General features: G+C 68.6%; 23 protein-coding genes and 1 other annotated feature. Of the genes, 11 read left to right on the forward strand and 12 right to left on the reverse strand.

Annotated features, from left to right (window positions below):
- The first annotated feature begins 177 nt into the window (after positions 1–177).
- From KW076_RS01605 to KW076_RS01615, 3 genes are all read left to right on the forward strand, one after another.
- Positions 178–990: a hypothetical protein gene (locus tag KW076_RS01605; RefSeq protein WP_224355913.1), complete on the forward strand. Its 813-nt coding sequence runs from the start codon at positions 178–180 to the stop codon at positions 988–990.
- Positions 991–1,049: 59 nt separating this feature from the next.
- A complete protein-coding gene (locus tag KW076_RS01610) occupies positions 1,050–1,298 on the forward strand; it encodes a hypothetical protein (protein WP_224355914.1) in 249 nt (82 codons plus the stop codon).
- Between the two features lie 168 nt (positions 1,299–1,466).
- Positions 1,467–1,850 carry a hypothetical protein gene (locus tag KW076_RS01615; RefSeq protein WP_210078838.1) on the forward strand — a complete coding sequence of 128 codons (384 nt, stop codon included), beginning with the start codon at positions 1,467–1,469 and terminating at the stop codon, positions 1,848–1,850.
- Between the two features lie 48 nt (positions 1,851–1,898).
- Here the strand turns inward: KW076_RS01615 and KW076_RS01620 are convergent, their stop codons facing one another.
- A complete protein-coding gene (locus tag KW076_RS01620; protein ID WP_224355915.1) occupies positions 1,899–2,108 on the reverse strand; it encodes a hypothetical protein in 210 nt (69 codons plus the stop codon).
- A gap of 75 nt (positions 2,109–2,183) precedes the next feature.
- Here KW076_RS01620 and KW076_RS01625 point away from each other — a divergent pair.
- Positions 2,184–3,448 (forward strand): IS3 family transposase gene (locus tag KW076_RS01625; RefSeq protein ID WP_224355916.1). Its coding sequence is split into 2 segments (ribosomal slippage): positions 2,184–2,487 and positions 2,487–3,448, totalling 1,266 coding nucleotides; the frame shifts between segments, so codons are not numbered across the junction.
- Positions 2,483–2,617 (forward strand) — a sequence feature (AL1L pseudoknot). Its footprint overlaps the gene before it by 135 nt.
- Positions 3,449–3,488: 40 nt before the next feature.
- Here KW076_RS01625 and KW076_RS01630 read toward each other — a convergent pair.
- The 3 genes from KW076_RS01630 to KW076_RS01640 form a co-directional block, all read right to left on the reverse strand.
- Positions 3,489–4,559, reverse strand: a complete 1,071-nt coding sequence (locus tag KW076_RS01630) for a hypothetical protein (protein ID WP_224355917.1) — start codon at positions 4,557–4,559, stop codon at positions 3,489–3,491.
- A gap of 77 nt (positions 4,560–4,636) precedes the next feature.
- Positions 4,637–5,254, reverse strand: a complete 618-nt coding sequence (locus KW076_RS01635; RefSeq protein WP_224355918.1) for a hypothetical protein — start codon at positions 5,252–5,254, stop codon at positions 4,637–4,639.
- A 61-nt stretch (positions 5,255–5,315) separates the two neighbouring features.
- Positions 5,316–5,501, reverse strand: a complete 186-nt coding sequence (locus KW076_RS01640; protein ID WP_224355919.1) for a hypothetical protein — start codon at positions 5,499–5,501, stop codon at positions 5,316–5,318.
- Positions 5,502–5,588: 87 nt separating this feature from the next.
- Between KW076_RS01640 and KW076_RS01645 the strand changes: the two genes are divergently transcribed.
- Positions 5,589–5,909, forward strand: a complete 321-nt coding sequence (locus tag KW076_RS01645; protein WP_224355920.1) for a transposase — start codon at positions 5,589–5,591, stop codon at positions 5,907–5,909.
- 74 nt (positions 5,910–5,983) lie between these two features.
- Here KW076_RS01645 and KW076_RS01650 read toward each other — a convergent pair.
- From KW076_RS01650 to KW076_RS01685, 8 genes are all read right to left on the reverse strand, one after another.
- Positions 5,984–7,149, reverse strand: a protein-coding gene (locus tag KW076_RS01650; RefSeq protein WP_224355921.1) for an IS3 family transposase whose coding sequence is annotated in 2 segments (ribosomal slippage) — positions 5,984–6,873 and positions 6,873–7,149 — 1,167 coding nt in all. Because the reading frame shifts where the segments join, the coding sequence is not laid out codon by codon here.
- A 77-nt stretch (positions 7,150–7,226) separates the two neighbouring features.
- Positions 7,227–7,454: a hypothetical protein gene (locus KW076_RS01655; protein ID WP_224355922.1), complete on the reverse strand. Its 228-nt coding sequence runs from the start codon at positions 7,452–7,454 to the stop codon at positions 7,227–7,229.
- On the reverse strand, positions 7,432–8,607 hold the full coding sequence (locus KW076_RS01660) for a hypothetical protein (RefSeq protein ID WP_224355923.1): 1,176 nt from the start codon (positions 8,605–8,607) through the stop codon (positions 7,432–7,434). The genes KW076_RS01655 and KW076_RS01660 overlap by 23 nt, the downstream gene beginning before the upstream one ends.
- Positions 8,598–9,254, reverse strand: coding sequence for a hypothetical protein (locus KW076_RS01665; RefSeq protein WP_224355924.1), 657 nt, complete (start codon positions 9,252–9,254; stop codon positions 8,598–8,600). The genes KW076_RS01660 and KW076_RS01665 overlap by 10 nt, the downstream gene beginning before the upstream one ends.
- 2 nt (positions 9,255–9,256) lie before the next feature.
- Positions 9,257–10,690: a hypothetical protein gene (locus KW076_RS01670; RefSeq protein WP_224355925.1), complete on the reverse strand. Its 1,434-nt coding sequence runs from the start codon at positions 10,688–10,690 to the stop codon at positions 9,257–9,259.
- A 4-nt stretch (positions 10,691–10,694) separates the two neighbouring features.
- Positions 10,695–11,003: a hypothetical protein gene (locus KW076_RS01675; RefSeq protein WP_224355926.1), complete on the reverse strand. Its 309-nt coding sequence runs from the start codon at positions 11,001–11,003 to the stop codon at positions 10,695–10,697.
- Positions 11,004–11,122: 119 nt separating this feature from the next.
- On the reverse strand, positions 11,123–11,422 hold the full coding sequence (locus KW076_RS01680; RefSeq protein ID WP_224355927.1) for a hypothetical protein: 300 nt from the start codon (positions 11,420–11,422) through the stop codon (positions 11,123–11,125).
- A 65-nt stretch (positions 11,423–11,487) separates the two neighbouring features.
- Positions 11,488–11,820 (reverse strand): WXG100 family type VII secretion target, encoded by a 333-nt coding sequence (locus KW076_RS01685; RefSeq protein ID WP_224355928.1) that lies wholly within the window; start codon positions 11,818–11,820, stop codon positions 11,488–11,490.
- Between the two features lie 255 nt (positions 11,821–12,075).
- Between KW076_RS01685 and KW076_RS01690 the strand changes: the two genes are divergently transcribed.
- From KW076_RS01690 to KW076_RS01715, 6 genes are all read left to right on the forward strand, one after another.
- Positions 12,076–12,405 (forward strand): hypothetical protein, encoded by a 330-nt coding sequence (locus KW076_RS01690; RefSeq protein WP_224355929.1) that lies wholly within the window; start codon positions 12,076–12,078, stop codon positions 12,403–12,405.
- The gene (locus KW076_RS01695; RefSeq protein WP_224355930.1) at positions 12,405–13,766 is read left to right on the forward strand and encodes an EsaB/YukD family protein; all 1,362 of its coding nucleotides are present in this window, start codon (positions 12,405–12,407) and stop codon (positions 13,764–13,766) included. The genes KW076_RS01690 and KW076_RS01695 overlap by 1 nt, the downstream gene beginning before the upstream one ends.
- Complete coding sequence (locus tag KW076_RS01700) at positions 13,766–14,866, forward strand: hypothetical protein (RefSeq protein ID WP_224355931.1); 1,101 nt, start codon at positions 13,766–13,768, stop codon at positions 14,864–14,866. The genes KW076_RS01695 and KW076_RS01700 overlap by 1 nt, the downstream gene beginning before the upstream one ends.
- Positions 14,863–18,930 (forward strand): type VII secretion protein EccCa, encoded by a 4,068-nt coding sequence (gene eccCa / locus KW076_RS01705; RefSeq protein ID WP_224355932.1) that lies wholly within the window; start codon positions 14,863–14,865, stop codon positions 18,928–18,930. Before KW076_RS01700 ends, eccCa begins: the two co-directional genes overlap by 4 nt.
- Before the next feature lie 135 nt (positions 18,931–19,065).
- Positions 19,066–19,206, forward strand: coding sequence for a hypothetical protein (locus KW076_RS01710; RefSeq protein WP_224355933.1), 141 nt, complete (start codon positions 19,066–19,068; stop codon positions 19,204–19,206).
- A 166-nt stretch (positions 19,207–19,372) separates the two neighbouring features.
- Positions 19,373–19,762 (forward strand): hypothetical protein, encoded by a 390-nt coding sequence (locus tag KW076_RS01715; protein ID WP_224355934.1) that lies wholly within the window; start codon positions 19,373–19,375, stop codon positions 19,760–19,762.
- Positions 19,763–19,789 lie beyond the last annotated feature (27 nt).

A 19,789-nucleotide genomic window follows, 5' to 3' on the forward strand; every position in this document is an offset into this window, starting at 1 on the left:
GGCCCTGCCACCTGGGCCATCAAGCCTGAGATCGACACCATCGCCCTCGCCAAGGCTCACGTCTACGGCAACCGTGTCCTCCTGCACACCGCCACCGAGACCGTGGCCTACGACCCCCAGGGACAGGAAGTCTGGCGGCTGACTCGGGACTCCCAGACCCCTCCCGCTATCGTGCCCATGTCTCCCACTGTGATCGGGCTCGTCACCACCGGCTCCAGCGACAACAGCGGCCTGGCCCAGTCCAAGCCGCAGACGCAGGTTCAGGTCGTAGACCTGGCCGACGGGAGCACCGTCGCCGAACACACTCTCGACGCTGTCACGAACACGGCCAACCCCACCGCACCCGGGCTCAGCCTGGCGAGCCCCGACGGCGGCTCCGAGGTCATCACTCCCGACGGGGCAATCCGCACCCTTGAGGACGTCGACATGGCCGGGGCCGTCGGGGACACCGTCATCACCTCCAAGGACGAGGTCATCGGCACGGACACCTGGTCTAGCGAGGCTTTCTGGGACGAGCCCCAGTACACGAACGCGGCCGTCGCCGCCGCGAATACCACGGACCTGCTCCTGATCGAGGGGCAGTTCGGCGTGGAGAAGACGAACGTCCTCGTCGACGCGGCCACGGGCACCGAGTACGCACGCCCCAAGTGCGGGGCCGGGGCTTTCTACAAGCCGATGGTGTCCAGCCCCAACGGTGACTGGAACGTCTCCTACGGGGCCGTCATCTCCCCGGACCACAAGGTCACCTGTATCGGTGGCGGCGAAGACGAGAAGGCCGTCGACCTGATCGCCGTGACCGACCAGGGCCGGGCCTTCGGGACCACCACTGAGGGCCCCACTCTGCTCGTGGACGCCCGCCCCGGCGCCGAGCCGACCACCGAAGAACTCGCCCCGGGCACGGTCCTGCCCTCCGGGGTCGTCGGCGGGAATCTGGCCGTGCACTGGGACCCCTCTACCGGGGTCCTCTCGGCTAACCCCATCCAGGACTGAACAGTCCTCACCCCTCACCCCTCACCTCTCTCCGCCTTCTGATTTCAAGGAGTCACCGCATGACCCAGACCCCTACCCCACACCTGGCCGGGCCGTCCCCTGTGAAGGTGGGCCTGCTCGTGCTCGCCATCTGCGCTGTCGGCGGCGTCATCATCGGAGCCGTCGCCGGGCTCACCGATGGCGGGTCCGTGGAGAACATGTTCATCGGCGCCGTCTACGCGGGGTTCATCGGCTTCTTCCTGCCCGGTCTGCCCGCGGCTCTGATAGCAGGCCTTGTGGCCGCCGCGCGAGGACGTCGACGCGGCTGATCCCCGCGAGCCTGATGGTCCGCTTCCACGGAACCTCTTCACCGTTCCGGGGAGGCGGGCCCTTCTACTGACTGCGAGGGCGCGCCTTACTCTTTTGCCTTCCGCCTGTGGCGGCTTAGTGTGCCTCTACCATCACCATCCACGGTCACTTGCTCAGGAAGGCACACCATGCCCGAGTACGACTTCGAGACCTACCCGACCACCCCAGACGCCATGGCCAAGTACCTCCAAGAACGGGAAGCCGCGGGCAACCCCATGACCGGAGAGGAAGCCCTGGCGTACAGCGACTGGTCGCGCGAACGCGGGCGCGCCATCCAGGCAAAGATAGATGCGCGCAAGACCCCAGAGGAGCGCGAGGAGTTTCGCCGCTTCGCTGAAGAGTTCGAGCGTCAGTGCCTTGAAGATGAGAAAAGGTTCGCAGAAGAAGCGGCCCGGGAAGCCGCTGAGGACGCGGAGCGCGCCGCTCAGGGCAAGCGCCCAATCAAGCGGGAGCGGGACATCGTTACCCCTAAGGGGTTTTCCGGTATCGGAGTGACCCCGCGCGGCTGGTGACGGCTTGATCCGGGCGGGCGATGAGGCGTCTCGAGACGCATAGGTCGCTCACTCATCGGGCAAGTCATCGACATTGACTCCGAGGGCTCGGAGACGTTCGGCAAGCATCCGGGCGTTCGCCTCCGACTCCTGAGCCCAGTCGCGCTCTCCACCCACGTCACGCATTAGGCTGGCGCGCTCGAGTGCACCTCGATAATCATCAATGAGAGTTCTGATCTCGTGCTCATCACGGGTCTCGGTGACGGCAAGGACTTCCATCTCAGCGCTCTTCAAGACCTTTGAAGCGCCCTGGGTTTGTTGGAGACTCCTGACCTTGGAAACGAGGATGGAGTTATGCCGAAAGAGCAGACAGCGGGGAAGCCGACGACGCGTCGGTATTCGCCGGAGGAGAAGGCCGCGGCGGTCCGGATGGTGCGGACGCTGCGTGCCGAGCTGGGGACCGAGCATGGGACTGTGCAGCGGGTCGCGACGCAGCTTGGATACGGGGTCGAGTCCGTGCGGATGTGGGTCAAGCACGCCGACATCGACGACGGCGTCACCTCTGGCGTGAGCAGCGCTGAGGCGCAGCGGGTGCGTGAACTGGAGCAGGAGGTCCGGAAGTTGCGGCGGGCCAACGAGGTCCTCAAGCGTGCTGCGTCTTTCTTCGGGGCGGAGCTCGACCGCCACTACCGGAAGTAGTCGCGTTCATCGACGAGAACAAGGATGACCTGGTCGACGGTCGCCGGCTCGGAGTCGAGCTCATCTGCAGGCTGCTGCAGGTGGCTCCGAGCAGCTACTACGCAGCCAAGACCCGCACCCCCTCGGCTCGCGCGGCGCGGGACGAGGAGCTGATCCCGCAGCTGGTCGAGCTCTGGGAGACCAACTACCGCGTCTATGGAATCCGCAAGCTCTGGAAAGCCGCCGGCCGGGCGGGGATCATGATCGGCCGAGACCAGACCGCCCGGCTGATGCGCGCAGCAGGCATCGAGGGTGCGCGACGGTCGAAGAGGGTCAAGACCACCCGGCCGGACCCGGCCTCGGCGCGGCACCCGGACCTCGTGAAGCGGGAGTTCACCGCGCCTGCCCCGAACCGGCTCTGGGTCACCGACCTGACGTTCGTGCCGACGTGGGCCGGCGTCGCGTACGTCTGCTTCATCATCGACGCGTTCAGCAGGATGATCGTAGGGTGGCGGTGCGCGTCACACATGCGCACCGAGATGGTCCTCGACGCGATCGAGATGGCCCGCTGGTCCCGCGGCGCTCGCCACGAGGACCTGCGCTGTCACAGCGACGCGGGGTCTCAATTCACCTCCATTCGCTACGGCGAACGCCTCGCCGAGATCGGAGCGACACCGTCGATCGGGACCGTCGGCGACAGCTATGACAACGCCCTGGCCGAGACCGTGAACGGCTATGACAAGGCCGAGCTCATCCGCGGCCCAGCCCGACCAGGGCCGTGGCGCACCACCGATGACGTCGAACTTGCCACCCTCGGGTGGGTCCACTGGCACAACAACCAGCGTCTCCACGGCTACCTCGACGACCTTCCGCTGACCGAGTTCGAAGAGAGGTTCTACGCTACCCAGCAGGGCCAGTACGCCCTAGTTGAAATCAAATGACCAGGGCCTCCATCAGAACCAGTGCGATTCACGTTCTGCTTCAGGCCAACCACGCCTCCAAGACCAGAAGATAGATCGTCCAGCCATCGACTGGTCCCACCATCATCTGCGCCGAGTCCGCGTCCCTGAAAACACCCAACAGTCCCTCACCCGGTAACTGCCACCACTCCGCCACGAGACCTCCCCCACCCGTGCTCACTGCCCACACGTCCCGCGGACCATGCAACAGCCCCAGCGCCCGCTCCCCACCCGCAATCACTTCCCACTCCGCGTCCGAGCTCCGTGCTTCCGCGTCCACCGGCCTGCGCGCGGACACCTCACGCATCCACCCCGCACGGACGTCCATCCCCACGAACATCGCCCACGGCGCCACCCTTCCGGGCACCCGCAACACTTCACGCTCGATGATCTCCGTGCCCTGGTCCCCCCACCACCGCCGACGAACCACCACCGCCTCATCCAGCACCGCGTAGACATCCACCTCCGTCCGCCGACCGCGCAACCCACCCCGTGCGGACAACGTCGGCGCCATCGAACGCACCACCGCCTGTTCTACCTCGTCAGCCTCAGACCACGACCGCCACCGCTTCCGCGACGCCGAGATCACCTCGAGCCCCTCCACCAGAGACTCAGCGACATCGAGACCGGGCCCACTCTCCACCACCACGGTCTCCGGCCGCTCATCCCACGCTCCCGGCACCACAGCCGGCACATCAACCTCGCCAGCCAACGGGGCGCGTGCTGACCGCACCGCCTCCGCCACGGGCTCCCACAACCGGTGGGGCAACCACTCCTCATCGAAAGTGAGCGTCACCTCAAACACCTCCCGCGCAGCCCCGACATACCAGCGGAAGGAGTGCACCAGCCTGTCACCGGCCCGCACCACCACGTGATGACGTCGCACCGGCAATCCCGACCGTGTCCGCCCGGCCGCGTAGTCCAGCACCACGATCTCCCCCCGCAACGCATGCTCCGCGAACAACTCCCGCGGAGCCCCCACCCCCACACCTCCGCCAGACTCTTCCACCCAGTACCGCAACACCACGTTCGGACGCACCGCACGGGCCACCCCTTCGCCTTCCGACGCCGACGCCAGCGGATCCACGACCACCACCCCGTCCCGTGACCCGTCCACCACCACACCCCAACCCCCCGGCAGGTCAAGGTCAAACGGGCCAACCGCTGCCCTTATGCGGCCTCATCCTCCGCCGGCACGTTCGGCGCCACCGCCCGCCGCCCGTGAACGACCGGGCCGAAGTCATCAAAACCACCAGTATGACCGTTCCTCACCCATGCCTGACGATGCAGCTGACCGAAAACCGACGCAACTTCCCGCACCGACGGCACCAGATTCGCCTGGGTGTTCACCCACGGGTCCGGATTCGTCAAACCGCCCGCCCCGAACGGACGACCCGAATCCCACCTGTTCGCCTCACGCAAACCCGACTCCCACAACTCCTCAGACACCCGGAACGAAGCTTGTGCTGAATGCCTATCCGCATGCCCCGAGTACCCGACCTGCTCCACCTGCAACCAATCCACCTTCCACGCCCACGTGGACAACCCCTCTTCCGAGATTGTCAAATGCCGCGGAAACAACGCCCCCATCACATACACCGGCAAACAGAGCACCATCAATGGCAACCCCACCCACATCAACGCCTTGAAGATCGACCCCACCGGCGTCGTGCCCGTCGAATCGAAAAACAACGCGTAGACCATCACTGCCCCCGCGCCCAGGATCATCACCAACCCGAACAACCACCGGATCCGGCCCACCTTCACCCGGAACGGCAACGCCGCCAACACCTCATCCTCAGACAGACCCCTGAACCGTCGCCGAGACATCGTCCTCATACGCGCCACATCAACCTCCGAACCATCCCGCGACCGTACTGGCCACATTCTTCGCCCCATCCTTGATCCCATCGCCAAGATTCTTCGCCGCCTGACCAGGATCCTTCACCACCGCTTCCACAGCATCCCCGACACGCTCTGCGGCACTGTCCTTCTCCCCGTCCCCATCGGCATCATCAAACCACTGACTGTTCATAGCCCAACCCACTGCCAGCCCGACACCGAATCCCACTGAAGCGCCCTGGGTTTCGTTCCGACCTACTTCCTCAAGGAGGATCGGATCATGCCCCAGAAGTACACCCCCGAGTTCAAGGCAAAAGCCCTGAAGCTCATCGAAGAACGCGTCCGCGCCGAGCAGTGCTCCGCCTGGGTCGCCTGCACCGCCGTTGGCGAAGCCCTCGGCGGGATCTCCCCACACACCCTGCGGAACTGGTGGAAGCAAGATCGCGTCGATCACGGCGAAGCCCCAGGGCTCAGCACCGCTGAAGCCGAGGAGATCAAGAAGCTGCGCCGGGAGAACCTCGAGCTGCGCCGCGCGAACGAGATCCTGCGCAAAGCCTCAGCTTTTTTCGCAGCGGAGCTCGACCGCCCCACGACGAGATGATCGCGTTCATGGGACTGACGCACGTACAGGTGACATACTGACCTGACCTATGGCCTGGTTTCCACTCTCGATCACTAGCTTCCGGTGGTTGCGAGTGCCTGCGGGGTGCGGGCGAGGTCGTAGTCATTCGGTGTCGCGTACTCGAGTGAGGAGTGTCGGCGGTGGCGGTTGTAGAACACCTCGATGTACTCGAAGATCGCGTTCGCGAGTTCGATCCGGGTCTTCCACTTCTTCCGGTTCAGCAGCTCGATCTGCATGCTCGACCAGAACGATTCCATCATCGCATTGTCCAGGCCGTCTCCCACGGTCCCGAACGAGGGCAGCAGGCCCGCGGAGCGGATCTTCTGCGTGAAGACCCAGGAGGTGAACTGGACTCCGTGGTCTGCGTGCACTATCCCTCCAGGATCTGGCTGGCGTGCTCGAATGGCCATGTCCAGGGCGTTGACGACCAGGGTGGAGTCCTGCTTGGAGTCGATGGCCCAGCCAATGATTTTGCGGCTGCAAGCGTCCAGGACCGCGGCGCAGTAGACCTTGCCTTCGCGGGTGGGATGCTCGGTGATGTCGGTGACCCACAGTTCGTTGAGTTCGAGGCGATGGAATTTCCGGTTCACCAGGTCGTCTGCGGTGGCGACTCCCTTGAGGCGCTTGATGCGGGCCGGCCCAGGGAGTCCTCCGATCCCCGCGCGGGTCATGAGGACCCAGACGAGTCGGCTCGAGCAGGGAATGTTCATGCCCATGGTGAGCTCTGCGTGGATCCGGCGGTAGCCGTAGGTGCCACGAGAGGCGATGTGGATCTCGCGGATCAGTCCAGTCAGCCAGCGTCGGCGGAGCTCGGTGGCGCTGGTGGGACGCTTCTGGTAGCGGTAGTAGCCCTGGCGAGAGACGCCCAGAAGGCGGCAGCAGGTGTGCACTGGAGCTCCGGCGTCGACGAGTCTGTCGATCACCGGGTGCGCCCTTTTGGGTCCACTCCTCCCTCCTCGTCGAGCCATGTCGCAGCGCGGCGGAGGATCGCGATCTCCTGCTCGAGCTGCCGGACGCGACCGCGAGCCGCGCGGAGTTCGGCAGACTCGCGACTGCTGAGTCCAGACCGGCGGCCGTGGTCGATGTCGTCCTGTCGGAGCCAGGTGTGGAGGGTGACCTCGTGGATACCGAGGGCCTGCGCGGTCTGCTTGACCTGTCGGCCTTCGCGGACCAGAGCGATGGCCCGGGCACGGAACTCTGGAGGGTACGGGCGGGGCATGGGATGAGCCTTCCATGAAGACCATCGGCTAGCGACGTCAACTGGAAACCGACCCATAGGTCAGGTCAGACTGTCACCTACACGTGCACCAGTCCCATGTGATTGCCGGCCTTCTGGTGAGCGCCCGCGGCGATGTCGTCGTTCTCCTCCATCAGCGTGCGAGCCCGATCCACGAGCTCCTTCACGGTCTGACCGGCATCCAACCAGGTCTGCTCGATCACGTCGTAGTCCGCATCATTGTCCGTGGACTGGTCGATGGCCCCCACGAAGCGCTTCTGCCGGTCACATATGAGGGGAGCCAGCAATCTCCTGGACCGTCGCCTGCAACACCGAATAGAGCACTCCGGGCATCACCGGCACACCCACACACCGGGACTCGTCACGGAAGACCGCCAGCGGTGCCCGGTGCAGCGGCTGAACCCATTCGGCCACCACCTCACCCTCCTGGTTCCACCAGCGCCACCAATCCGCTGACGCCTCGCTGCCCACTCCGTCAGCGCCCCGACGCCCCCGCCACAGCTCCGCCATCTCCGTCGGCGCCACATCGCCCGGGGCCTCCATCACCTCGTCTCGCAACCAATCAGCCCGCAGCCCTGCCCAGGTGAGGAGCACCGGCACCACCAGAGACACCGGCACCGTCCGCACCCCCCTGCGGACGTTCGTTCCATCGCCTTCCCCCTCGGGGACCACCACGACGACGGCGCCCCCTCGCCCGTCCAGACACGCCTCAATCCGAAACCCCTGCCCCGACCTCTCACCCACACCGCTGAGAATGGGAAGTTCCTGCTCAAGCACACGGCGTTGCTCGAGCGAGGGCTCCCTCGCCCATGCTGACCACGGGGCCTGCTCCTGGACCGCGTCGTACCCAGCCCGCAGGCTCTCCAGCCACGGCGGGTTCAGGCCCTGCTCGGTCACGACCTCCCAGGAGTCCTGAGCTCTCACATCCGCGGGAACCTCGGGCCAACAGAGGTTCGATGCTGGTTCGGGCGCCCCCTGGCACACAACATTGCGGATCATCCGATCACACTGCCCGCCCCAGATCTCCAGGTCGGCCCCCGCCTCCGCCGTCAGCGTCAGCTCAACGATCTCGGCCCCTGAACCCACGTACCAGCGCACGCTGTGCCACACGAGGTCCTCTTCCCAACCGATCACATGATGGCGCCGTCCGGGCAAGCCACGGCCGGTGAAGAACGCCTCATAAGACAGGAGGAGGAACCCCTCGACGACTTCCTGACCACCGAGAAACGCCTCTCGGAACGACGCAGAGGCCACATTGCCGTCTGCAGGTTCAGTGAAATGGCGTAGGGCGACCGTCGGATGCACGACTTCATGACCCTGGTGTGCCGTCTCCGGACTGATGTCGAAGACCAAGACATCGTCCCGCCCCGCGACTTCTGCAGGCACCGACGCCCAGGCATCCGGCACCTCGAGGAGGAAGCGCCCAAGACTCAGCTCCACGGGCCGACCCAGCCGTCCCACGGCTCCTGCCCCGGCCACAGCTTCTCTCGCTCCGGAGGCTGCCCATGCGCCCTCGCCCGCAACCGCTCGAACAACGGCAACAACGACTGGATCGGCGGATCCGTGGCGAACTGCGTCTGGATGACCCGGTGGCGCGGTTTCATCCCGCCCAACCCGAACGGGAACCCCGAATCCCACCGATTCCCCCGCCGCAGCTCATCCGTCCACGCACGCTCATGCACCATGAACCCCACCTGCGTCTTCTTGTCCGGCGCCTCACCATGCGTGGGATTCAGCCAGATCTCCTCCACATCCGACCACGCCACACGCCAGGAATCCGTCCACACCGCCTCCTCATCCACCATCAGATGCCGAGGGCGCCGCCATGCCATCCATGTGTACGCCACGTACACGCTCAACGGAATGAACCCCACCACCGCCAGCCACCGGAACAGGACCAGCATCGCAGAGGGATCCTCGAACAGCACCGGCGGCAGCCCCAGCAGGATCATCACGAACAACACCCACAACACCACCGCGACCACGAACGCCGGCCACCACACCTCCGACCGGGCCCTCACCCGCAACGGCAACGAGACCGCATCCGGATCCACGTACTCCACCAGGACCGCGTTCTGATCGCTCACCGTCATCTCCCTCGAATCCAGTTCCAGGCGCCTTCGGCGAGATCGCCGGCCACCTCGGCGACACTATCCTTCTGCCCGTCCCCATCGGTGTCTTTGACGGGCACCGCCATCGCGACACCCGAGACAACCCCGGCAGCGAAACCCACGACATTCCCCGGCCCCGGAAGAACCGAACCGGCCAGGGCTCCCGTCCCCGCAGAGACCGCGATCGTGCTCAACACGTTCCCCGCCGTCTGGGCTCCGGCGTCCTGCCGCGCCTCGGACTCCACCTCTTCGCGAGAGGCTCCTGGAGTCTCCGCCTGGTTCTCACGCAGCTGCTGATCATATTCATCTCGGTAGGTCAGACCGGCGCCCACCAGCGTGCCCGCCGCACCCAGGCCCTTCACGCCAGCATTGAGACGAAACGCGCCGCGAGACTCGACCCGGTAGGCACCCGCCATGGCCGGAGCCGGGGCACCCACCGTCGCCGGCGTGCGCTTCCCCCACAACGGCACCGTCGAGCGGATGAAACCGGTGACCGGGAGCCCGTCCAAGAACTGCGACTTGAAGGCAGGCCATGTCGGCCGGCGGAACTTGCGCGGATCCTCGTATCGTAAGGCGAGCGCGGCCATATCGTTGGAGTAGTTCCGCATCGTCATCGACATCGCGAGTGGGACGTTGCGCAGTGGGGCCCAGCTTCGGGTCTGCGCCGCCCGCACCATGGCCGCTCCCCCGGCGTAGACCGAAGCTCCCAGCGGCCCGACGTTCAGCCCCATGAACCGCGCCTGCCAGGTCTCGGGAATCACATCGTCGAACCGCAACCACGGCTCGCGCACACGGGCGACATCAAGAAGCCCCAGGGCCGAGGTCGAAGGATTCTCCGGGTCGAGTGGCAGGGCGTTCTTCGCCGCTTCCGCCACGATCTCACGGCCCAACTGACCGGGCCGGCCCTCACTGACGCTATCCAGGTCGAGAGCCTCGATGTCGATGGTCCGAACGGCACTCGCACAGGTGGAGGCAGCCTGCTGATACCGGCGCTCCAGGTCTGCCGGCATGCTGGCCAGGGCCGCCCTCCATGAGTCCACACCCGGAGGAAGCGTTTCAATCGCCTGTGCCCCGTACATGGAGTTGTACGTGTCCACCTCGGTCTCGAAGACACGGCGGTCCGCCCAGAGCCCTCGAAGTGCATTCGAGAAATCGAGGAATGCTTTATCGAGGGCCTCGGCAGCGAGCACGACGCGTGCCGCGTTCTCGACCGGCACGAAGAAGCCGTTCACCAGGTCGCCTTCGCCATCGCCCTCGTAGTGGTTCCCGAGACTCTGCCACGTGGCATCCTGGTCAGAGACAACCTCTGCCAGCGAGGAAGCCGCGACAGTGACGCCATGAGCCAGCTGATCCATGGAATCGGCGGACTCCCACTCACTCATGCCCACTTTGGTCACGTAGGACGTCGTCATTCGATCACTTCCCCAGCTCCGCCGCGGTCGCCCGCTTGGCAACCTCTGCGTCGAACTCGCGATAGGAGGTCGCCACTGCACGACCGGAGTCCACCACTGCCCGCGCCGACTCCGTCAATGCTCGAAGTGCCTTGTCCAGGGCATCATCGCGGAACTGTGTCAGCGCTGACGTCACGTCTGAGTCGAGGCAAATACCCAGCAGTTCATCGACCTCCGTCGTGACTGCTCGCGCCTTGAGTTCAACTGTTCCGAGGTCACCGTCGACGCTGTCGATCACAGCGACGTATTCAGGCTCGTTCAGAGCAAATGTCATGTCGTTCTAAGCCCCCTTACCTTCCCCGCAAGCTTCCTTGTGCATGCGATGCCGGCCCGCGTCCTGCCCTCACTGGACGAGAACACGGGCCGGCGTCGTTGTGGCATGCAGGCCTGGAGTCAGGCGCGCATGCCGGCGATGTGGTTGCCGGCCTTCTGGTGCGCGCCGGCGGCGATCTCGTCGTTCTCCTCCATGAGGGTGCGCGCGCGGTCGACGAGCTCCTTCACGGTCTGACCGGCCTCGAGCCAGGTCTGCTCGATGACGTCGTAGTCGGCGTCGTTGTCCGTGGACTGGTAGTTGTCCGCCACGAAGCGCTTCTGCTGCTCACGGTCACCGAGGATGGTCTCGATGCGCGAGGCGATGCGGAGCACCTCGTCCTCGTAGGCGGCGGCGGCGGCGGAGTCGTACTGGATGGTCATGCTGGTCTCCTGGAATCGGTGCCCCGGAACGGGGCGGCATCACGTGGGCGTGCGAAGGGGTCGGGTCAGCGGGGGAAGGAGAACGACTGGGCCTCGGACACGGCCGGCTCGTTGGTGCTGACCTGCTCGTCCTCCTGGGTGACGTAGGCCTGGAACACGTCGGCCTGGCCCACGTTGATCTTGCCGAGGGCCTCGGCCAGCTGGTTCTGCGCGTCGTTCACGGCCACCATGAAGTTGTTGTACGAGGTGGCGCCCTGGCCCTTGAAGGTCTCCTTGAGGGCCTCCACGCCGGTGCGCAGGTTCTCGATCTCCTGCATCAGCTCCTCGCCGGAGACGGCGCTCTCGGTGTTGGCCTTCTGGAAGACGTTGATGTCGGTCATCTCAAGCGAGAATCCCATGGCTCTTCTCCTCTGGTCGGTGCATGATCCCGCTGGTGCACGCCGCCGGTCGTCCCCACCGGCGCACCGCGCCGGGTGGCGCGTCCGCGGTCCGTGCAACGGGCCCAGCAGTCGGTGTGCCAGGCCTGTGCACGGATAGGACCTTGCTGAGGACCCGGGGGGTCTGTCAAGACTGACGCCGCGTTGACCTGCCCCTGACCCTGCACCGCTCTTCTCAGGCGCTACTCTGGCCAGGGACAGACAGGGGGCACCACCGTGAGCATGGACCACGACGCTCAACTCATCGAAGCGGTCACCGTGCGGCGGCACCGCCTCCTCACCGCCCTCACCCACGGCACCAACCCCACCGAGCAGCGATGGCACGGCCGGGGGCGGCTGTACGTGGCCGGTGCCGTCCTCGCAGCGGTGATCTGCGCGCTGTGCGTCCTGGTCTCCCTGGTGATCTCCATCCTGACGGCATGGCTGGACAACCGCGAGCAGGTCGAGCAGCAGCGCCAGCAGCAGCAGATCGAACAGCAGCAGCGCCAGGAGGAGCGGGAGCGCGCCCAACAGGAGCTCGACGACGAACGGCAGGTGACCCCCTGATGGCCACGAAGTACTCCCGCGTCACCCTGCTGGGCGAGCGCCGCCACGCGGACGTCCTGCTCCCCTCGGACACCCCTGTCGGGGTGCTCATGCCGCAGATCCTCTCCCTGCTCGCGGAGCAGCCCGGCCGCGAGCCGGCGGTGCGGGCCCTCTACCGGGACACCGGCGCCCAGCTCGCCCCCGAGACCACGCTGGGACTCGCCGGGGTCCTGGACGGGGAAACGCTCCGTGTGGCGGCCACCACGACGGCGCCGGATGCGCCCATCGTCTACGACCTCCACGACACCGTGGCGGCACAGACCGACGCCCGCGGACGCTGGGGCAAGCGCGCGCGGCTCACCGTGCTCGGGCTTGTAGCCGTGTTCCTGGGGTGGTGGGCGGCCGTGCAGCTCACGGTCGGCCTCCCGGACGAGGCCTCGGCGCTCGCCCGGCTCGGCATCGGGGCCGGCCTGCTGCTGGCGTCCCTCGGCGTGTCCGTGTGGAGCCGGCGCCGGGCCGTGGCCCTGACGCTGCTCGGCGCCGGCGCCGTGATCGCCCTCAACGGCCACTGGTGGCTCATGGCGGTGCGTGCCATGCCGCTCGCCCCCGCTGTCCTGATCGGCCTCTGCGGTGGCGTCGCGCTCCTGCTGCTGGCCGCCCAGGTCAGCGGGCAGAGGCGGCCGCTGGTCCTCGCCGCCGGCGTGCTCGCGGTCCTCACGGGGGCCTGGGCTGCGGGGCCGACGGCGGCGGGCTGGCTGATCGGGGAGCGCACGGCCTCCGTCCCGGTCACGGTCGGCGCCCTCACGGCCGTCGTCGCGCTGCTCGTGCTCTCCGTGCTGGCCCAGGCGGCCGTCTCCCACGCCGGCCTGGCCGGTCTGGACGACCAGGAGTCCGCCGGGGCCCGCCTGCTGCGCACGGACGTGGCGGCCGCCGTCGCCACCGCGCACCGGTCCATGGTGCTCGGCGTGCTGCTGTGCGCGGCGTCGATCGCGGTCTCCTTCTGGTGGATCTCGGACGACATCGTGCAGCCGGCGTTCTCCGTGCCGTTCAGCGCGGTCCTGACGATCGCCGTGTGGCTGCGTGCCCAGGCGTTCCCGCTCACCCTGCAGCGCGCGCCCCTACTGCTCACGGCGGCCTGGGGCCTGTGGTGCACCGTGCGGCTCACCTCCACGGCGTTCCCGGCCCTGGCGGTGCCCCTGCTGGTGGCCCTCGCCGTCATCGCCGTGCTCCTGGTGGCGCTCCAGGTGGTCACTGTCCCGCCCCACGTCCAGGCGCGCGCCCGGCGCCTGTCCACCACCCTCGAGACCCTCGCCGTGGTGGCCCTCATCCCCCTGCTGGTCGGCTACGTCGGCCTCTACGCCGCGATGCTGGAGACCTTCTGATGACGCGCACTGAGTCCTTCGCCCACGACGCCGACCGGCGCCTGCGTGGCCGCGCGGCCCGCAACCCGGCCCAGTCCGCCCCCCACGCGGTGTGGCACGCCTTCCACCGCAGCACCGACCTGCGGCGCCTCGAGGAGGCCGCCGTCCGCCTCCAGGCCCCCGTGGGCACGGGGCGGAGGATCGCCGTGACCTCCTCCCGCGGCGGCACCGGCCGCACCACGCTCACGGCCGTCCTCGCCCAGACCCTGGGACGCTTCCGGCTCGAGCCGATCGGTGCCGTGGACCTCGACCCGGGGCACGGCGCGCTGCGGCTGCGCCTGGGGCCCCTCGTGGACGGTCCCGACGCCGAGGACGGCGGGGAGGGCGGCGAAGCCGCAGAGCGCGAGGGCGCAGGCCCCGGTGAGCGCGGCGCGGCCACGGCCGATCGCGTGGCCCAGCACATCCGGGATCACGGCACGGGCGGTGCTGCGGACTTCCTCGCGCCCCTCGAGGCCTCCCCCCACCGCGTCTACCACACGGCTGCGCGGACCACGCGGCAGGTGCTCCCGCAGGACCACGTGGCCGGCCTGCTGACGGGCTTCTCACGGTTCTTCCCCGTGACCCTCAGCGACTGCGCGGCCGGGCACCTCCCGGTCGAGACCGCGGCCGCCGTGGCGTCCTCCCACGCCGTGCTGCACGTGGTCCCCGCGGACGCCCTCGCCGTGGACGAGGCCCTGCACTTCCTCACCGCCACCGGCCAGCACACCCGGCGCACCCCCGAGCCGCACGTGGTGGTCGCCGTCGTGCAGCACCGGTCCCGCACCAACGCGGACGCCCGGGACGCGGCGGCGGCCCTGCGCCGGCGCGGGTTCCCCGTGCATGTGGTCCCGTTCGACCGGCACCTGGACACGGGCGTGTCCGTCACGCCACGCCTCATGCTCCCCCGCTCCCGCGCCGTGGCGGCCGAGCTCGCCGCCGACCTCCTCGAGCGTGCCACCGCCCGCAGCGCGCAGTCCGGTCACACCGCCGAGGACGAGGCGGTGGACGCGGCCGCCGAGGCTCACCCGGCGGGTCCGCCTGTGCGCTCCGGCTCCACCGCGCGCCCGAGGGGACGGGCATGACCCGTCGCCTGGTTCACCGGCCCGGCCGCACGGTCCCGCCGGCCCGCCTCCTGCCGGAGGACGTGATCACGGGCCCCCAGCCCGTGGACCCCGCCATGGACCAGGGCTCCGGGCCGAACCTGCTGATGATCGTCCCCATGGTGGCTGCGGCGGCCTCCATGTTGACCATGATGGCGTTCCGCCAGTCCCCGTTCGCGGCCGTGGGCGCGCTCGCCATGGTCGTGACCCTCACCGCCATGCTGATCCTGTACGGCTCGCAGGCCGGCAAGGCCCGCCGGCGCCGCACGACCCTCCGGGAGACGTACACGCGCTACCTCGACCGCCAGCGCCGTCGCCTGATCGCGGAGGACGAGCAGGCCCGCGCGATCGCCGCCTCCGCCGCGCCGCCGCCCGGGGCGCTCCTCGACGTCGTGCGCCGCCCTGACCGGCTGTGGGAGCGCCGCCGCACGGACGAGGACTTCTTGCAGACCCGGGTGGGGCTGGGCGCCCGACCGGTGCGCGCCCTGCGGGTCGCCGTGCAGGACAACGCGACCCAGGTGCAGGACGAGTTCATGCTGAAGCAGGCCGAGTCCCTCGCCACGCGGTTCCGCACCACGGACGACATGCCGGTGAGCCTCCCGCTGGACTCCCTGGGCAATCTGGCCGTAGTGGGTCCCCGGGAGTTCGGTCTGACCGCTGCCCGTTCCCTCGTGCTGGGCGCGTGCGTGCAGCAGGCGCCGGAGGACCTGGTGGTGGCGCTGTTGGTGCCGCCGGAGCGCCGCGCGGACTGGCCGTGGTTCGACCGGCTCCCGCACGCCCGCGTCGCGGACGCGGCCTCGCCCACCGGAAACCGGCTCCTGGTGGCCGCCGACGCCGACGACCTCATGCGAATGCTGCGCGCCGACCTGGCCCGCCGCGCGGGCATCGCGGCCGAGACCCTGCGCGCGTCCACGCGGGACGGCCGGGCCGCGACGGAGCTGTCCCGCCTGGTGATCGTGGTGGACTCCCACGGGGAGCCGGCGGCGGGCCTGCCGCTCGAGGGCAGTCACCTTCCGCTGGTTTCGCGGGGCATCACGCTGATCACCCTGGTCTCCGACCGGCTGGACGAGCCGTCCGACGTGCGCCTGCGCCTGTCCGCCACGGGGGGCACGGACGTGACGGGCGCGGCCGAGTTCCAGGTCGACGACGCCCGGCAGGACGAGGGCCGCCCAACGGTCTCCCACGGCCGGCTGGACACGTTCGACGCGGCCACGGCCCTGGGGGTGGCGACCGACCTGCAGCCGCTGCGGCTCAGCGCCGACTCCCTCGAACACGCCGAGGACGACCTGTCCTCTACGCAGACGTTCCTGCAGATGCTGGGGCTGTCCCCCGAGCTGACCCTGGAGGAGCTGCGGCGCCGATGGCGGCCCCGCGGCCAGGACGAGTTCCTGCGGGTGCCGATCGGCGAGGACGACCGGGGCGACGCCGTCCACCTCGACCTCAAGGAGGCCGCGCAGCTGGGCATGGGCCCCCACGGGCTCTGCGTGGGCGCCACCGGCTCCGGCAAGTCCGAGCTGCTGCGTGCCCTGGTCTTCGCGCTCCTGGCCTCCCACGCGCCCGAGCGGATGTCCCTGTTGTTGGTCGACTTCAAGGGCGGCGCCACGTTCGCGCCGTTCCACGGCGCACCGCACGTGGCCGGCATCATCACGAACCTCTCGGACGACCTGTCCCTGGTGGAACGCGTCTACGCCTCGCTCAGCGGCGAGATCCTGCGCCGCCAGGAGGTCCTCAAGGCGGCCGGCAACCTGGCGAACATCACCGACTACCAGGTGCATCGCGAGCGCGAGCTGGCCCAGGGACGCAGCGTGGAGGCGCTGCCGCACCTGATCGTGATCATCGACGAGTTCGGCGAGCTGCTCACGGCGCGGCCGGACTTCATCGACCTGTTCCTGTCCATCGGCCGCATCGGCCGCTCGATCGGCGTGCACCTGTTGCTCTCCTCCCAACGGATCGAGTCCGGCAGGCTGCGCGGCCTGGAGACCTACCTCTCCTACCGGCTGGGGCTGCGTACCCTCTCGGAGTCCGAGTCGCGGACTGTCCTGGACACCGCGGACGCGTTCCACCTGCCGCCGCTGCCGGGCTTCGGCTACCTCAAGGTGGACACCTCGGTGTACACCCGGTTCCGCTCCGGCTACGTCTCCTCCCCGCTCGAGGAGGAGGCGGCGGCCCGTGCGGAGCAGGAGCGCGTACTCACCGCGGACGACGACGTCCCCCCCGCCCTGCCTGTGCCCGACTACGGGCTCCAGCTCGTCCTGCCGACGGAGGGGGCCGAGCCGCAGCTGTCCTCCGGGGCAGGTGCGGCCCAGGTCATGGAGGAGCCGGAGGACCACCGGCCCACCATCATGGAGACCCTCATGGACCGGCTGCGGGAGGTCCCCTCCCCCGTGGAGCCGCTGTGGCTGCCACCGCTGCCGGAGGCCCTCACCCTGGACCAGGCGGCGGGCGACGTCGCCGTCACGGACCATGGACTGCGCCTGCCCGCCGGAGGCGACCTGGAGGTGCCGATCGGTCTGATCGACGACCCGGAGCACCAGTGGCAGGGCCTGTGGATGCTCGACTTCGCGTCCGGTTCGGGGCACCTGATCGTGCAGGGCGGGCCGCGGTCCGGCAAGTCGACCCTGCTGCAGACCATCGTGACCTCCCTGGCCCTGACGCATTCACCCCAGCAGGTGGGTGTGTACTGCGTGGACCTGCTCGGCTCCAGCCTCCTTCCGCTGCAGGGGCTGCCGCACGTGGGCGGCGTCGCCATCCGCACCAACCGGGAGATGGTGACCCGCACGCTCCGCGAGGTGTCCGCGATGCTCACCCTGCGGGAGAAGCTGTTCGAGGCGGAGGGCATCGACTCGATGACCACCCTGCGCCGGCGCCATGCCGACGGCTCCCTGCCCGATCTCGGCAGCGCGGACGTGTTCCTCGTCCTGGACGGATACGGCCAGGTCAACGAGGAGTTCGCAGATCTGACGCCGGTGCTCAACGGCCTCATCTCCCGCGGCGCCGCATACGGCATCCACATCATCACCACGGTCGCCCGGCAGGGTGAGATCCGCTCGACCCAGCAGACCTTCTTCACCCACCGGGTGGAGCTGCGGCTCTCCACGCCCTCGGACTCGGCGATCGACCGCAAGGCCGCCGAGGAGGTCCGCGAGGACACGCCGGGCCGAGGCCTGGCGTCGACCCGCCTGCACGGCCAGGTGGCGCTGCCGCGCGTCGACGGCGCCGCGGACCCGGGCACCGCGGCGGAGGGGCTCGCCGAGACGGTGCAGCGGATCGCCGAGTCCGCGCGCGGCGAGGCGATGGCCGTGCGCGTGCTGCCGCCGACCACCGAGCGGCCGCCCCTGGAGCAGCTGGAGGACCCGGGACGGCTTCCCGTGGGCCTGCTCGAGGACGACCTGTCCGTGCGCTCGCTGGACATCGACGGGCGGGAGCGTCACGTGGTGGCCCTCGGCGACGCGCAGACCGGGCGCAGCTCGATGCTCCGGCAGTTCGCCCGGCACTTCATGGACACCCACGCGGACACCGAGATGATGTTCGTGGTGTTCGATCCGCGCGGGGAGCTCAAGGGCGTCATCCCGGACGCGTACATGGCCGGCTACGCCGGCAATGCGACCGTGGCCGTGCCCCTCGCGCGGGCGCTCGTCTCCGAGCTGGAGAAGCGGCAGTCCACCGATCCGAAGGACGCCGGCCCCATGCGCCAGGCGCGGATCGTGGTGCTGGTGGACGACTACGACGTGCTCACCGTGGCCGGGGACTCCCCGTTGGCCCCGCTGCTGCCGTACCTGCCGATGGCACGGGAGCTGAAGCTGCACGTGTTCCTCACCCGCCGCATGAAGGGCGCCTCCCGTGGGCTGTACGAGAAGTTCCTGGCGTCCCTCGTGTCCCAGGACGCGGTGACCCTGATGTTCAGCGGCGACCGCTCCGAGGGCGTGCTGTTCGACGGGCTCCGCCCGAAGCGGCTGCCCCCCGGCCGCGCCGTGCTGATCGGGGCGTCGCGGAGGCACGAGACGGTGCAGACGTTCACGGGCCCGCCCGCGCCTGGGAGAGGGTGACGAATGTCGCCGGATGACGGCGGGCGCCTTCCACGCTTTCTGGAACACCCGGGACGAGCTGGACCTGCGAGCCGCCGCAGTGGTCCTCGCCCACAATGCGGGCCGGGTCTCGGAAACGGCGGGGAGTTCATCTCCATGGACCAGGACGTGGCGACGGAGGCCGAACAAACGGTGTCCGAGGACGGCGCCGTCTACGCAGGCGTCATCGGCCTTTTCCTGCCCGCGGCCCTGATCGCGGCCCTCGTGGCCGCCGCACGAGGGCGCCGACGCGTCTGACCCCGCCAGCCGGGCATTGCCCCGTTTCCACGGAATCCTCTAGACGTTCCGTGGAGGCGGGCCCTCTACTCTCTGCGGGGCACGCCCCGCTCTTCTGCCTTCCACCCGCGGCGGCTTAATGTGCTTCTATCCTCAACGTTCGCGCCCACATGCCCAGGAAGGCCCCATGACCAAGTACAACTTTGAGGCCTACCCCACCGAGCCGGAGTCCATGGCCAAGTACCTGCACGAACGGGAAGCGGCAGGCAAGCCCATAACCCGCGCGGAGGGAGAGGCATACATCGAGTGGAGCCTGGCGAAGGAGCAGGAGATCACCGAACGCAAGGAACGGATGAGCCCAGCAGAGCGCGCCGGTCACGAAGGGTTCCAGCGCGAGGAGGAGCCCATGGGCGCCATCTTCGATCTCGAGGACGCCCGGTCCGAAGTAGAGGCCCTCGTCGAGGCGGCCGAGGATGCCGAGCGCGCCGCCGCGGGTAAGCGTCCCCTCAAGCGAGAGCGCGACATCGTCACCCCGGAAGGGTTCTCCGGGATGGGTGTGACGCCGCGCGGCTGGTGATTCATCCAGGAGTCCATGGCGCGCTCT

The sequence above is a fragment of the Micrococcus porci genome, from assembly GCF_020097155.1.
In the GTDB taxonomy this organism is placed as follows: Bacteria; Actinomycetota; Actinomycetes; order Actinomycetales; family Micrococcaceae; genus Micrococcus; species Micrococcus porci.